At 32.3% G+C, this 16,123-nt stretch carries 7 protein-coding genes; 1 reads left to right on the top strand and 6 read right to left on the bottom strand.

What is annotated here, in order from left to right; all coding sequences use genetic code 11:
• Nucleotides 1–43 precede the first annotated feature (43 nt).
• On the bottom strand, nucleotides 44–1,294 hold the full coding sequence (locus tag EXD82_RS09550) for an RNA-guided endonuclease InsQ/TnpB family protein (protein WP_142536691.1): 1,251 nt from the start codon (nucleotides 1,292–1,294) through the stop codon (nucleotides 44–46).
• 748 nt (nucleotides 1,295–2,042) lie between these two features.
• On the bottom strand, nucleotides 2,043–3,194 hold the full coding sequence (locus EXD82_RS09545; RefSeq protein WP_246082048.1) for a S41 family peptidase: 1,152 nt from the start codon (nucleotides 3,192–3,194) through the stop codon (nucleotides 2,043–2,045).
• 155 nt (nucleotides 3,195–3,349) lie between these two features.
• Between EXD82_RS09545 and EXD82_RS09540 the strand changes: the two genes are divergently transcribed.
• Complete coding sequence (locus tag EXD82_RS09540; RefSeq protein ID WP_174919225.1) at nucleotides 3,350–3,895, top strand: 5-formyltetrahydrofolate cyclo-ligase; 546 nt, start codon at nucleotides 3,350–3,352, stop codon at nucleotides 3,893–3,895.
• A gap of 37 nt (nucleotides 3,896–3,932) precedes the next feature.
• Here EXD82_RS09540 and EXD82_RS09535 read toward each other — a convergent pair whose 3' ends face one another.
• The 4 genes from EXD82_RS09535 to EXD82_RS09520 all read right to left on the bottom strand — a co-directional run bounded on the left by EXD82_RS09535 (nucleotide 3,933) and on the right by EXD82_RS09520 (nucleotide 15,908).
• Nucleotides 3,933–6,536 (bottom strand): cell wall-binding repeat-containing protein, encoded by a 2,604-nt coding sequence (locus tag EXD82_RS09535; RefSeq protein ID WP_142536689.1) that lies wholly within the window; start codon nucleotides 6,534–6,536, stop codon nucleotides 3,933–3,935.
• Between the two features lie 371 nt (nucleotides 6,537–6,907).
• Nucleotides 6,908–10,378 (bottom strand): cell wall-binding repeat-containing protein, encoded by a 3,471-nt coding sequence (locus EXD82_RS09530; protein ID WP_174919224.1) that lies wholly within the window; start codon nucleotides 10,376–10,378, stop codon nucleotides 6,908–6,910.
• 103 nt (nucleotides 10,379–10,481) lie between these two features.
• The gene (locus EXD82_RS09525) at nucleotides 10,482–11,897 is read right to left on the bottom strand and encodes a hypothetical protein (protein WP_142536687.1); all 1,416 of its coding nucleotides are present in this window, start codon (nucleotides 11,895–11,897) and stop codon (nucleotides 10,482–10,484) included.
• 429 nt (nucleotides 11,898–12,326) lie between these two features.
• Entirely contained in the window at nucleotides 12,327–15,908 is a 3,582-nt protein-coding gene (locus EXD82_RS09520) for a cell wall-binding repeat-containing protein (RefSeq protein WP_142536686.1), read from the bottom strand.
• Nucleotides 15,909–16,123: the final 215 nt, after the last annotated feature.

Here is a 16,123-nt window from a genome sequence, read left to right as displayed (position 1 = left end):
GGTTCTAAAAGTTTAAAACTTTATTTAAGAAGTCTGATTGCTATTATGCAACCCTTATTCTTACAGGCGTGTCCAGTTCGCCTCTATTGTATAGGACATCTAAGTCCACAACTTTACTTTTACTAAGTATATTCAATGCACCATTTACATCTGCATTTAATAGTTTTCCTTCTTTTGTCTGATATAATCCTCTTTTTATTCTTTTTCCACTGAATTCATACTCTTTGGGATTATCATCATTGTATACAGGAATTATATCTTTATCAAAGAAACTCGCTTTAGATGTATAACTTTCTTCCTGCTTTACAAAGTTTATTCCATATAATCTGCAAATATATTCTATCTTTTCTCGAAGGATTCCAAAAGGTATATTTACAAAGGTTTGATTATTCTTTTTACCCAATTGGGAATTTCTTTGAAAAGTTTCATTATATCCACATACAATATTTCCTATATTATTCTCTACACAGTAGTTTATTATTGTTCTGGCTGTCTTATTCATATAGTCATTGACTCTGTTATTTCTTTTTCGAGTATTCTTCAATTGTCTGTTTGTGTATTTGGATTTATATCCCTGTTTATCTTTTATACTTTGTAATCGTGCATTTTCTTTATTATGCCATTGATTTATTGATTTTAGCTTTCTTCCATCTATGATAAATGACTTTCCTGTCGATGTTACACAGGTTGCAAGATTGTTTATACCAAAATCTATTGCCAGTGCTTTATTTTTATCTACATTACTTTGAAGTTCTTTTATCTCATAGATATATTGAATTTCAAAGAACCTGGCTTTTGATTTAGGTATAATTCTTATTTCTTTTATTTTCTTTCCGACAAGTTTTGGTGGAATATTTATCTCAATGCTTTTATGATCCCTCTTAAAAGTATTTGAGTATGGAATAATTAATTTATTTCCTTTTATTCTTACAAAACCTATAATCAATGTTGTAAAACCATCTTTAGGAAGATATTTAGGAAGTTTTATATCTTTAAAATTATATTTTCCTTTCTTTGCTAATTCAAGCAGTCCAAAAAATGATTTAAAAGATCCATCAGCTTCTTTTAAAATCTGCTGCGCCATATTTGAATTAAGCATTTTATAATTAGGACTACTTTTAAGTAAAGCATAATTCTTTTGATAGTTTAAATATTCGCCTTCATGAAAATAGTATTGTCTAATGTTATAAATCGCTTCATTCGCAAGATTTTTGGCTATATGTGACAGCAATTTTAAATTTTTATAATCTTCCTTAGTTAATTGTTTTACCTGTTGTTTCATTGTAAGATACATTATAATCACCTCGCTTTCTATAGGGATTATAACATATTTTACTGAAACTTTATTTTTTTAGTAAAAGTTTTAGTTTTAAATTTTTAGAACCCTATGACTTATAGGGAGGTGTCGTTCATATCAAGTCACTACACTTGATACAGCTATCCTATTAACTTCTTAATATTTCTATTAAGCACAGACTATATCTTATCCATATGATATTTCTATTACTTAGGCGAAACCACTTCCAATACCAATCGCTTGTATTGTACTTTCCCTAAGAGGAATAGTCGTTGAAGTTTCTCCTGTTCGGGGCTTACCTGCTGATTACCGATTTTTAACACTTAGGATTTAACCATATACAATCCAATTAATTTTTCCGCTTTCACAACATTCACACCTGAGATTATTTCATCTCTATGTTGTATTTTTATTATACAAATCTATAATATATTTTCAGAAATATAAACAAAGGTACTAAAAAGAACTGTCGCTTTACTGTGCGACAGTTCCAGAATCCTATTTCGCTGCAACAGCCTTTATGATTAGAGCTATAAGTTCCTTTCTGTCTATCTCTGATTGTCTTTTCTTATCTCTGTATTCCTGTAGGATCTCAACCTTTTTTTCAGTTTTTTCCATACAAACTCACTTCCCATTTGACAATCTAAGCTAAAGATTTCTATCATTCGCCTATTGTATCATATTCTATAAGCTGTTGTATTTTACCTTTTATTATATATAATATTTTACATTATTATATGTAAATTTATTTACCTGTCTTTAACCACTCCACAGCTCTATCAAGCTGTTTTGACTCATCTTTTTCCTCTATATCAGGTTTTATACCTTTTTTATGGATAGTCTTACCGTCAGGAGTGAAATACTGCTCTGTTGTAAGCTTGTATCCTGTACCGTCTTTCAGAGTTATTACAGACTGAACTATACCTTTTCCAAAAGTTGTTGTACCAACTGATATACCTGCATCATTTCCAACTATCGCACCTGTAAGAATCTCTGACGAAGATGCTGTATTTTCATTTGTAAGAACAGCTATTGGAACATCAATTTTGTTTTCCTCATCTGATTTCTCCTCTTTTCTTTTTCCATTTCTATCTTCTGTATATACTATTGTACCTTTTCCAAGAAGAGAATCCGCTATTTCACAGCACTGGTCTACAAGACCTCCACCATTGTTTCTAAGATCTATAACAAGACCTTTCATATTTTTCTTTTCAAGTGACTCAAGAGCTTTTTTGAAGTCATCCCCTGTAGTTTCCACAAAGCTTGATATCTCAATATAACCTATATTATCTTCAAGCATTTTTGATGTTATACTAGGCTCGCTTACTTCTTCTCTCTTTATATTAAATGTTTTTATCTGACCATCTCTTTTTACAGATACCTTTACGTTTGTTCCTTCTTTTCCTCTCATTATCGAAACAGCTTTGTCTACAGTATCATATGTCACAGTTAAATCATCAACCTTGTATAAGACATCTCCTGCTCTGATACCTGCTCTGTATGCCGGACCTGTTTCCCACGATTTTGTAACAGTTACAACTCCTGTTTCAGGATTTGACATCATAGTTATACCTATACCGACAAAACTTCCTGTAGATGCCGCCATGACATCTTCCATTTCCTCTTTTGTATAGTATCCTGAATATACATCTCCGGTTCCCATAAAAAGTCCCTTCATGGCACCATCTATAAGATCCTGCTCATCTATATCAGTATAATAAGTCTTTTCTATCATTTCCTCAAGAGCAGCAAGCTTTGAGAATTTTTTGTATCCCTCATAGTCGTCCTTTGGAACTATCGCAACAACTCCAAGTCCTACTTCTGCAGTTATTGTCACAGCTACTGTAACTATGGCGGTCACAACTACTGTTATCACCGATTTTTTATTGAACTTCAAAAAAACACCACCTTCTGGCATTGCACATGCCATTTAATCCATACATATATTATAGTCGTTTTTCGTCTTTACTTGACAATATTTTTATAAGATTCTATATTTATTTTATATTTATATATTTTAGCATATATATAGTCGGGTGGTGGGTATTTAAGATGAAAAATGAGCTTAGAAAAAAAATTATCGAGCTTAGAAATTCGCTTGATTCAGATTATATAAAAGAAGCTTCTGTATGTATTTCTGATAAACTCCTTGAGATTCCGGAAATTATAAAAGCAGAGAATATCATGGTATATATGGACTTTCGAAATGAAGTAAAGACAGATTATCTGATAGAAAAACTTCTATCCATGGGTAAGAATGTATTCGCTCCTGTATGCGTCCATGAGACGAGAGAGATGATCCCCAGAAAAGTCGATTCAAAGACTGTGTTTGTAAAGTCTAGATTTGGTGTACTCGAGCCCTCTGAAGATTCTGAGGCTGTTTCTCCGGATATGATAGATGTTATAGTTGTTCCCGGTGTTGCTTTTGATAGGGCAGGTAATCGAATGGGATACGGCGGTGGATATTACGATAGGTTTATCCCGAAATCTGGTGCCTTTACATGTGGTATTCGGTTTGAGTGTCAGATTGTCGATGATGTTTTTGAAGAAGAGCATGATGTGAAGCTTGATGTTATTGTTACAGAAAAAGGGCTGTAGAAAACACAGCCCTTTATATTTAAAATATTTACTTATATTATTTGGGAATATTCACTGTAAATGATGTTCCACCCACCTGAACAGTATTTCTTGATTTCAATATACTATTATCCGAGTTTTTAGATACAAGCACTACTCCACTATTTTTCGCTATAAGTGATGCTGACATTGCATCTACAAGAGTCTCTCCGTTTGCCAGATACACTGTATCTGCTCCCGAATAGAATTTATCCATTACCGCTCTGTTTGTCTCGTATCTATTCGCTCCAGATATTCTATCTGCTGAGTATTTCTCCTCAAGTGCTTCTGTAACAGCTTTTTCTCCACCGATTACTGTATAATCTGTTCCAGATTTTTTCTCGTGGTCTGATTTCTTACCATCTGTTACGATTATTGGTGCTCCTTTTTTTGCAGCTACTGATGATATACTCATCGCATCGGCTTCTCCTGTTAGTCCGTTTACTATGTATGCTTCTGTATAATTACCCATCATTTCTGCTATTTTCTGTGATGTTTCAAATCTAGTTTCTCCGCCTATTCTAGTTATTTTCTTATCTGAAAGTTTGTTTTCTAAGTCTTTACTTATCGCTTCTGTTCCGCCAATTATATATACATTTTTTGCTTTTTCTATTCTCTGCATTACAGAATCAGGTATTTTATTCTGTTTTACAGGTAGTATAGGTGCATTTAGTTTTCCTGCAAGTGATGCTGCTGATAATCCGTCAGCCATTGTTTTGTCTGAGTTTACAAGGATTACTGTGTCATAGTTTCCTATTTTGTCAGCAAGAAGTGCTGCTGTTTCGTATCTGTCTTTTCCGATTATCTGTGTGTGAGTATATTCTGGTTTTGATATACTTCCTCCACCACCTGTTGATCCTCCACCTGATGGCTTATCTACAATCTCGACATTACCTTTTGATTCATTTATAAGGTTTCCAACATTAGATGGACTTACTGGTTTATTATCAGACTTAGATCCACTTTCTATCTTTAATGTTACTTTTCCACCATTTTCATTAGATATAATATATCCACCAGTTTTAAGATTTATAGATGTTATAGTTCCCGCAACTGTTACTGTCGCACCTCCATCTGATACCTGTACAGGCGATTCAGAACTATTATCTCCAATAACAAAGTTTATATCTCTGAATCTTACATTTGCATCATTACTTATTGTTACTGCTCCCACACCAGAATCAGAAGTAGATATAGTACCCCCTTTTATATTTACTGATGATCCTGAAATATTTAATGCACTTCCTGTACTAGAACTTAGAGTGTATCCATTTAAATCTATATTTATATAGCTATTGATTGGTAGATTACGTTTTTTAACTACATCTTTAGTAATAGTTAATCCTTCATTGATATTATCTACTATCTCAATAAATTCTCCAGATGATTCAGATATTGCATCTGACATACTGCTATATTCTTTATATGTATCTCCCTCTCTTATTACTGCAACAGTTCCTTCGTCTACTATAAGATCTTTATCCTCATTTATATCAGCTATTTTTTTATTACTCCCTAACATATCACTAGAAAGAGAATACACTTCCCCTTTTATTGCCAAGTCTAATTCATTAAATTCTAAGTTATCACCCGAGATATAATTACTATCTGATGTAACACCTGATATTATAGGTAATTCTTTTGCTGTACCAGATAACACCTTACAATCTAGCACTTTTATATTTCCTGTACTTCCTCCAGTTGAATTTGCCACTCCTAATACTCCACCTTTAATTCCAGATGTTGAATTTAAATCGACATTTTCTACAATATTATTTTTTATTTCAGCCCCTCTATCTGATGTACCTACAACTCCTCCAAACCAAGTTTTCCCATTTATAACTATATTTTTAACTTTATTACCTCTAACAGTATTTATGATTGTCTCACGAGTTGCCAAATATCCTATAATACCACCTGTGTGATGACCTACTGTATTCGTAATAGTTCCTATTGCATTTACTTCACAGTTATTGATATTAGTATGTCCATACCCAATCAATCCTCCTGTTGACGAGTTTCCTTCTATATTTATATTTCCTTTTACAGTTATATTGTCTACATTTACATTCTTTCCGTATCCAATTAAACTACCTACTGCCTTTCCTGAGCCTTCAATTATTACATTCTCTATATTAATATTTCTCATATAGCTATTTTCTCCAGCCAGAGAAAATAGTCCTGACGAATAATCAGTATCAGTTATTATTTTTAGATTCTTTATAGTATGGTTTCCACCATCAAAATTTCCTCTAAAAGCTTTGGAATTAAATTCTTGTTCCCATTTACCATATCCTATTGGTGTCCATTCTTCATTATTCAGATCTATATCTGCACCAAGTTTTATGTACTTACCAGAATAATTATTGCCGCTATTTACATCATCTCTAAATGCTTTAAATTCTTCAAGATTAGATACAACATACGGATTTTCTAAACTACCTTCTCCTGCAGAAAATATCTGCTTACTTTCAATACCATCTAACTCTCTTACATTTTGATTAGTATTTTTGTCTGTAACCTTGATATCATTTTCTGCACCCTCCTGAGCATAGCCCACTCCCATTGTAGATGTAGTTACCATTGATGCTACAATTGCTGTTGATAAAAATTTCTTATTCATATAATTCCTCCATTTTTAGTAAAATAAAAAGAGTATAAGGTTTTAATACCTTATACTCGTATTTTTAGTCTTTTTTAATGTATTTGTTTCTGCAGATTCCCCATTGAAATTTATTGTAACTATTTCAATTTTAGTATTATAAACACGCAGGTGAATCAGCATATATGTAATTCCTTTCATAATTAATATTATATAGAATACATAGTATATAAAAATTAATTTCCCGTCAATATATAAAATATGTTTTTAACAATCTTTTCTCATATTTAACATTTCAAAAAGAAAATCCCCTCAGGGACGTTCATGGCAGTGAACATTTGTCCCTTTGGAGATTTTCCAACACCAAAGCATTTATAAATCAACCAACTATCCTACTTTATAGGGAATATAGAAAATGGCATTCCACCAACCTGTACTATATCTTTTCCTTTAAGTATTGAGTTGTCTGATTTCTTAGATACTAGTACCACTCCATTATCTTTTGCATGTAATGATACTGTAAGTGCATCTACTAATAATTCTCCTTTTGTGAAGTAATACTTAGAAGAATACTTGTAGAATTCATTTATTATTAATCTGTTTGTTTCGTATCTGTCATCTCCACCGAATCTTTCAGCATCGTATTTAGATACTATCTTGTCATCAAGAACTGCTTTTCCACCAACTGCATAGTATTCTACACCTGATTTTTTAGCATAGTTTGAAGTTTTTCCATTTGTAAGGATTATTGGAGCAACTTCTCTTGCAGCTACAGCTGAAGCTGACATTGCATCTGCTTCTCCTGTATATCCATTTACTATGAATGCTTCATCATAGTTTCCTATTTTTTCAGCTATCTTCATAGATGTTTCTATTCTGTTTTTACCACCTATTCTTGTGATTTTCTTTCCTTTTAACTGTTCTTCTACTTTCTTGCTTATAGCATTTTCTCCACCTATGATATAAACATTTGATACTCTATCAAGTCTATCCATAGTTGCTTTTGGTATGCTGTCTTTTTTAGTAAGAAGTATAGGTGCATTTAATTTTCCACTAAGTGCAGCTGCTGATAATCCATCAGATAATGCTTCATTTGCGTTTACAAGTATTACTGTATCGTGAACACTACTTCTATCAGCTATTATTCCCGCTGTTTCATAACGGTCCTTACCGATTATATCAGATTCCTGATATGAACCGCCTCCAGAACCACCAGATGAAGATCCGCCTCCATCATTTGTATTTTTAGCTGTTACATTTATAATACCTTTAGTGTCAAAGTTGTTTCCAGTTATTTCTACTGTTATTTCACCTAAATTATCTTCTATAGTTGAGTTTACATTTTTAACAGGTATAGATAACATTTTTGTATTTAAATTTACTTTTAAATCTTTTGTTTCAAAGTAAGAAGTATCTACTGTTGATCCACTAACTTCTATTTTTGTCACTCCACCTATTTTTTCTGTAGGTATTATTTTATCAAGGTTAAAGTTATATGTAGCCGCTTTTTTATTGTATATAACCTGTTCTCCTGACATAACTGCTGGTACAGGGTCTTCTCCTGGATTTTTATTTGATTTACTTATATTTACTTTTCCATTTGGACTATTTGTAAGCTTGTAATTACTTGCGTCATTGCCTGTTATTGAGTATTCAATATATACATCTTTATCTTCTTTGCTAGCATTCGGATTATCCATATATGCTTTAACTACTGAAAGTTTTGCATCATCACCATTTATGATACTTCCATCAGTTAAACTTGCTGTAACTGAGCTTAAATCAATGTCTGTTTTTCCATTATACTCTCTTCCCTTAACCTCTACTTTACCTATGGTTACCTCTCTTGGTGTTACTCTTACATCAAAATATCCACTCGCTGAAGCATGAGTTGTTTTAGACTCAACATTTACTCTTACTCTTGTAATTCCTACTCTATTTAATTTTAAAGTATGCCCATCTGCTTCTAATACAACTGCATCATCTATATATCCATTTCCATAGCCTTTAACAATTTCCCAACTTTTATCATATAAAGATGGATCTATCGGATTTTGTGGGTTGTCAGATTCCGTTACTTTTACTGTGAAATCATTTAACTCTATAGTTTTTTCTTCATATTTCTTTGTTAAAAGTTTATCTGTTATTCCCTCTATTTCTACATTTACAGGTGGTTGGTCTGTTAATTTTATATTCATAGAATCTGTTGCTGTTTTTACATTTGCATTATTAGGTGTAAATTTACAATATATCGTGAAATCACTGCCTTTACTGATTTCAGCTTTAAGATTTTCATTAGTTATTTCATTATTACATTCTTTATCAAAATACCATTTATGACTACCATCTACTTTAGTTCCATTTTCTAATGTTACTGATGGAGTTGGTAATTTATCTAAAGGATTCTGATCCTGTTTATATATTCTCCATTCTTCTGGTGTTGAAATTAAAGGTGTTGCTTGAGCTATTGAGAAATTCTCAGTATAGCTACTTGGTTGCAATAAAGCATCACTTCCACCAGCTGTTATTGTTATTGATGCTGTATTATCACCTGCATCTATGTTGCTGTCATATCCTACTGTATAATCTGTATCTTTTGCATAAGTTTTATTATATTCCCATAAATCAAGTTTTACAGATGCATTTGGTGTTTTCGCTGTTCCATCATATACTAAACCATCTTTTCCAGTTACTGTTACTATACCTTTTGTTACAGGCACTTTTACAGTTCCATTAGGTCCTACATTAAGTTCTCCTGTTCCAGATGTTTTTTCTTTTCCACCTTTTAATACCAAACTAGATGTATCACTATCGTCAACACCTACATTTATAAATCCATTATTAGTAAGAATATTATTTTCACCCATTGTTAGTGTTGAAGGTGCATGGTTATAGCTATTTTTTATTACTTTAAGTGTTGTTCCAGATGATACAGTTATATTCTTGTCCATTTCTGGAGTTCCCCATACCTGTATATTAGCATCTTGGTCATTAAATGTAACAGTATTTCCAGAAAGTGTAGCTGTTGTATCACTTGAACCCATACTTGCAAAAATACCATCCCATTCACTATAATTCTTATTAGCACCTATACCTTGAGGAGCTACTATTACGGCATTTCCATTTGTACCTGTTGAGAAAGTACCATGATTACCTTCTCCTATGTGGTCTCCTGCTCCTATACTACTAGCACCACCATTAGCATATACAACTCCACCATTTATGGTTATAGTTCCAGCATAGTCATCATTTTCCCCTGCTCCTATACCTGATGCATTGCCACCACCATAGGCTCTTACATATCCACCATTTATGGTTACATTTCCATGTATGGTACCTCTACCAATTTCATATGCTCCACCAATTCCAGCTCCACCACCAGAACCTCTGGCTATTACAGTACCACTATTTATTATTATTTCCCCAAAATCAGGATCTGTACTCCATCCACCTCCAATTCCTGGTGCTCCAGCTGAAAGAGTACTACCATCTGATATAGCTTCTAACAAACCGTTTCCCTCTATAGTAAGTTTCGAACCTTCTTGTACCCATATTCCTGGATGATTCGTATAACCTTCTAGTCTATTATTACCCTCTAAAACTAAAATTACATCTGAATTTCCTGTTATATCCATTGCAGATATTTCGTTGAAAAAATTTCCTGCATCTATATTTACATTTCTTAAAGTTACAATACATTTTTTATTATTTATTTTTATTTGATCTTTTTTGTTTGAATCATAAGTGATTCTTTCGTAATCTTCATATTCTTTTGAATTTAATGTATCAGCAAATACAGGAGTACTTCCTACTACCATTGATGCTGACATAACAACAGCAATTCCTCTTGAAAATTTATTCATAATATCATTGCAAAGCCAAAATGACTCTGCTTCCCCCTTTCCCATATAAGCATAGTGGAGTACAAAAACTATACTCCACTATACTAAAATTTTTAAAGTTCTATTACTCAGCGTCTACTGCTTCAAGTGTAAATGTACGTAGAGTTCCTCCAAGTCCTTCAAAGTTTGTTTCAAAACTAAATGAATAAGTTCCATCATCATTTTTCTTAACTACGTTGTCACTTCCAGGACAATTTAGTTTTAAAGCCTTACCTTCTTCAACCTCTACTGTAAATACTACATTTCTATGTTTTCCAAATGACTGAATTACTGTTATTGCTTCATGTACATCAAGAGTTCTTACAGGGTTATTATCAACCTGATATTTTACAGATTTTATTCCTTCTGTTGCTCCATCATATATGAATTTTTCTTCTACTCTTCCATGATTTCTATCTACTCTTACAACTTTTATTGTTGTGTCTCCAGTTACATTTACTGCTTCTCCACCTATTATTTTGTATGATTTATCTATTCCATACACATCATATAAATCAGATTTTGTTATGGTAGTTCCATATTCTATATCTTTTAATGTTCTATTACCTTCGTAACTACCTTTTTCTGCCCCATCTTCATTGTCATTATTGTAATATAGTTCTACTGTTACATCATATTTATTTACTGTGTATCTTCCTTTAACTGTTATTACATTATTTTCATCTGCTGCTTTTACCATATCTTCAGTTATTGTTTCAACTTCGTTGTCACCGAAGAACCAACCATCAAATATATGTCCTTCTTTAACTCCATCTAATAGTTTACTTCCTATAGTTGTTCCATCTGTAGCAACAATATTACCTTTATCATCTTTTACTGTATATTCTATTGCCTCAAATTTTGGAGTTAATGATATTACATTATTTTCGTCTGCTGCTCCTGCATCTACTGCATCTTTTATAGTTTTTACAGCTTTTTCATTTGCTTCCCAACCAACAAATTTGTATCCTGGTTTAGCTTCTGCTGCTGCAAATTCTTCAGTACTTTCTACTGTTCCTGTTAATATAGTATCTTCTCCATTTTTAACTGTATAATTTATTGGAGCTGTGTTTAATGTAAAGTCTACATCATCACCAAAGCACCAAGCCTCAGCACCTTTATCAGTGAAATGGAATGAGTATATTCCATTTTTAGCATCTACTGTTTCTATTGTTGCATCTCCTACATTTCCTGTTATTGATTCAAGTTTATATCCTGGATCAACATCAACTTCAAATGTAGTTACATTTGTGTAGCTATCTCTCCATACTATTGTTCCTGTTTTAGTAACTATAGTCTGCCCCTCTTTTATTTCTCCATTGAAAGTTTCATTTTTATCAGATGCATATACAGAAGTAATATGTTCACCACCTGAATATGTAAAATAGTATTTTGCTGGGGCACCATCTTTCCAGCTAAGAGCACTGGCGTCCACCGCACCTGCAAGCATTGTTGTTAATGCTGCGATTGATAATACTGATACAATTTTTTTGTTTTTCATAATTACATCCTCCTGCTTTCTTAGAACAATTTGAATAAAAAAAGACACAGGATAACTGTATTTTAAATACAGTTATCCTGTGTCTTTATAATTAATTTTAATAAACTATTTAATTTTTTGCATTCTAAAAGGGCAGACTTATAGCTGTCTGTCTGTCTGTCTGTCTGTCTGTCTGTCTGTCTGTCTGTCTGTCTGTCTGTCTGTCTGTCTAGACATTATCGCATTTTCATACATATCAGTCAACACCCTTTCAAAACTTAAAATTCTTATGTATTTCATATTTTATCATAAAACAATATATATTTCTATACTTATTTTAATTTTGATTGAATTTACCATTTATTTTTTCAATATTAAAATCCCCTCAGATATGTTCATAACAATTGAACTTTTATCTCCGAGGGGATTTTAATTTATAAATCAACTTCTTTATTTAATTGGGAATATAGAAAATGGCATTCCACCAACCTGTACTATATCTTTTCCTTTAAGTATTGTGTTGTCTGATTTCTTAGATACTAGTACCACTCCATTATCTTTTGCATGTAATGATACTGTAAGTGCATCTACTAATGGATCCCCTTTTGTAAAGTAGTACTTAGAAGAATTTTTGTAGAATTCATTTATTATTAATCTGTTTGTTTCGTATCTGTCCTCTCCACCGAATCTTTTAGCTCCATATTTAGATACTATCTTATCATCAAGAACTGCTTTTCCACCAACTGCATAGTATTCTACACCTGATTTTTTAGCATAGTTTGATGTTTTTCCATTTGTAAGGATTATTGGAGCTTTGTATTTTGCAGCTACTGCTGAAGCTGACATTGCATCTGCTTCTCCTGTGTATCCATTTACTATGAATGCTTCATCATAGTTTCCCACATACTCTGCAAGTTTTAGAGATGTTTCTATTCTATTTTTACCGCCTATTCTTATAACTTTCTTATCTTTTAGCTGGTTCTCTACTTCCTTGCTTATAGCATCTTTTTCTCCAATTATGTATACAGTACTAGCTTTTTCAATTCTTTTCTTAGTATATTCTGGTATTTTATCTTTCTTTACAAGAAGTATTGGAGCGTTTTCTTTTCCACTTAATGATGCTGCTGATAATCCATCCGCAAGTGTATCATTTGCATTTACAAGTATTACTGAGTTGTAATAACCTATTCTATCAGCTATAAGACCTGCTGTTTCGTAGCGGTCTTTTCCTATTATGTCAGATTCCTGATATGATCCGCTTCCTCCACCTGATGAAGAACCACTTTCTTTTGCCTGGCGAACAATAGCAAATGGTCCAAATTTAGCTTTTTCTACAGGAATTGTTATACCATTTTCATATTTTTTTATCTTGTCCTTTTCAAATAGCTTAATTTCAGACTTATCTATACTCGCTAATATATTGTTTTTATCCCCTACACTTCCGTTCTCACCATACTCTCTATGTAGGTCATTATAATATATTACTTGTAAATCTGTATTTTTATCTGTTCCTTCTGGATAAGGAATATAAAGAGTAACGGTATCTTCAACATTTTCACCGGTTCTACTTGAGTCTTTATTTGAGGCTGATACCCATGCGTTACCATTATTTTCATCTACTAAGTCGAAATAGTAGAAATTATATTTATTTTCATATCCTGATGCTGGTTTTAAACCATTACTTTCTCCCCATTTATTAGTCTTATTTATGATATATTCCTCATAGTCTGCTCCGTATGATTCTCCAAGTAATGAGTCATCTAATAGTGATATCCCGCTTTTATCTTCTATTTTTCTTTCGTCATCATCATTTGTATAATAATTTGTATTATTTTTTACTATTGCTGCTGGTTTACTTTTATCTATATCATCAATATCTCCTATTACTACTGCAGATATTACATTTTCTCCACTTATAATACCTTTTACATCTGATATAGTTCTTATTGTAAGTTTACCTGCTTTTTTTTCATTATCTATACTTACTTTTTTGCCATTTATCTCAAGCTCTTTATCTGTTTCTATACTTAATTCTTCTTTGTGCACACCGGGCACTGAATCATCTGTTAGCTCAACACCTTTACTATTGATATAATCTACATTAAAACAATCTTTTATTATTTTAAGAGCTTCTTCTTCTGTATCAAATTTTTTAGATTCTCCATTGACTTCTATTGTTTCTATTTTTTCTTCTGAATCTAATTTCAAATCTAAATCAAAGTCTGTTGGTAGTCCATTTCCTCTATATATGCTCAAATTCTTAGCTGAAACTTCGATTGGAGTATATGTAACTACATCAAATAGATAGGCTGTATTTGTAGTTCTATCTGGATCTGATCCGATTACTGTACTTGCTGACTTATAGAATAATTTTCTCTGACCACCATCTTTTGGAGTTGAATATCCATATACCTCAAGAAGATAGTAACCATCTCCATAATCCTTATCTGAATAATTTCCAGCATTAGTTCTCTCATCTTTTGCTCCATTTATAGTTATCGTATTTTTGACATCTGGATTTTCAACGGAGTCGTATCTTCCAAATCCATCTTCTTTCATTCTTGGCCCTTCATCTCCACCATCACAAACATCAGTCCATTCATACTCAAATTCAACTGTGACATCTGGATTCTCAGCTTTTTCAATATCATGTGAAACATAAACTCCTATTGTATGTTCTTTGTCATTTGTTAATTTCAATTTTGGATATGTATCTTCACATTCTATTTTCTCACCATCTACTATAAATTCGATATTAGGTTCTTTCAATACTTTATCTATTTCTAAATATAAATCATCTCCAGATGGTTTTAATACTGTTTTTGTTGAAAGTATTTTATCATTATAAACCCAACCACCAGCATATCCGTCTGGTAAGCCTGAAGAAGGAGCTTCTGGTATTTCATAATCCTCATTTACATACCATTCTTCTGATTCATTTTTGCAGATATTTACTGCCTGTCCCCATAACTTTGATTCAACTTTTGAATCCGGATTTTTTCCATAATGTAATTTGAATTCGTATGTGATTGAATTTTTGTACTCAGTAAATCCACTTGGAGAAAATGTTTTTTTTGCTTCAGAATTGTTAAATACTACTAATCTTTTCCCGAATCCATGATTACCCTGAGTTCCTTTGAATGCACCTCCATTGTAGTTACTTGCATCATCTACTTTTACAATTATAGTTGTTATTTTGTCTGTTTTATAAAAAGCCTCACTTCCAACAATACCTACTGATGCAGGAATAATTACAGTTGTATTTTCCGGAAATCCTGTACAACTATAAAAACATTGCTTGCCTATAACTTCTAGATTTCCTGGAAGTTCAAATACAGCATCCTCTTTTCCACCATTAGTACGTACATATTTTAATCCTGCACATCCGTTAAACACACTTCCTGAAGATCCATCTGAATATCCCATTATTCTCAGTGTGTTAGGAAGTACTACACCTGTTAATCCTGTACATCCGCTAAATGCACTCTTTCCTATAGTTTCAACTTTCGTATTTGATAAATCAAGTTCTCCTGTTAAAGGACAATTCATAGCTGCTTGATTATTTATATTTTTAAGGCTCTTCGCATTTGAAAAATTAATATTAACAACAATATATTTATTTGTATATGTTTTATCACTATCATAATTATAATTAGTGATACATTTATTGTCTTGCTTCTTTTGTGACCAAGCATCTCTAAATCCATCATCATATATTATTGTTACACTATCTGGTACAGATATAGATAACTTTAATACTTCTTTATCAGGATTATTCCTTTCAAACCAATCCTTTGATATACCATAGTATGTACCATTTTTTATGACAAGACCTTCTTCCGGTACTTCTATTACATTTTCTTTTTCAACTGGTTCATTTCTATCAAAAGATTCTGATATAGCATTATTAACTATATCTATCCCATTTTTTATTTCGTCAGCAAATGATGTCATAGGAAACATTGATATTGCCATCATTGCTGAAACTGCTACTGATATAATTTTTTTCGAATAGTTTCTTTTTCTATTCATACTATCTCCTCCTCCCTTAATTTTTTATACTAAAAAAGACACAGAATAACTGTATTTGAATACAATTACACTGTGTCTTTGTAACTAAGTTTAATATTTTATTTAATTTTTTGCATTCTAAAAGGGCAGACTTATAGCTGTCTGTCTGTCTGTCTGTCTGTCTGTCTGTCTGTCTGTCTGTCTGTCTGTCTGTCTGTCTGTCTGTCTGTCTGTCT

The organism is Peptacetobacter hominis (genome assembly GCF_006861675.1).
Classification (GTDB): domain Bacteria; phylum Bacillota; class Clostridia; order Peptostreptococcales; family Peptostreptococcaceae; genus Peptacetobacter; species Peptacetobacter hominis.
This window is presented reverse-complemented; position numbering and strand designations above follow the sequence as displayed.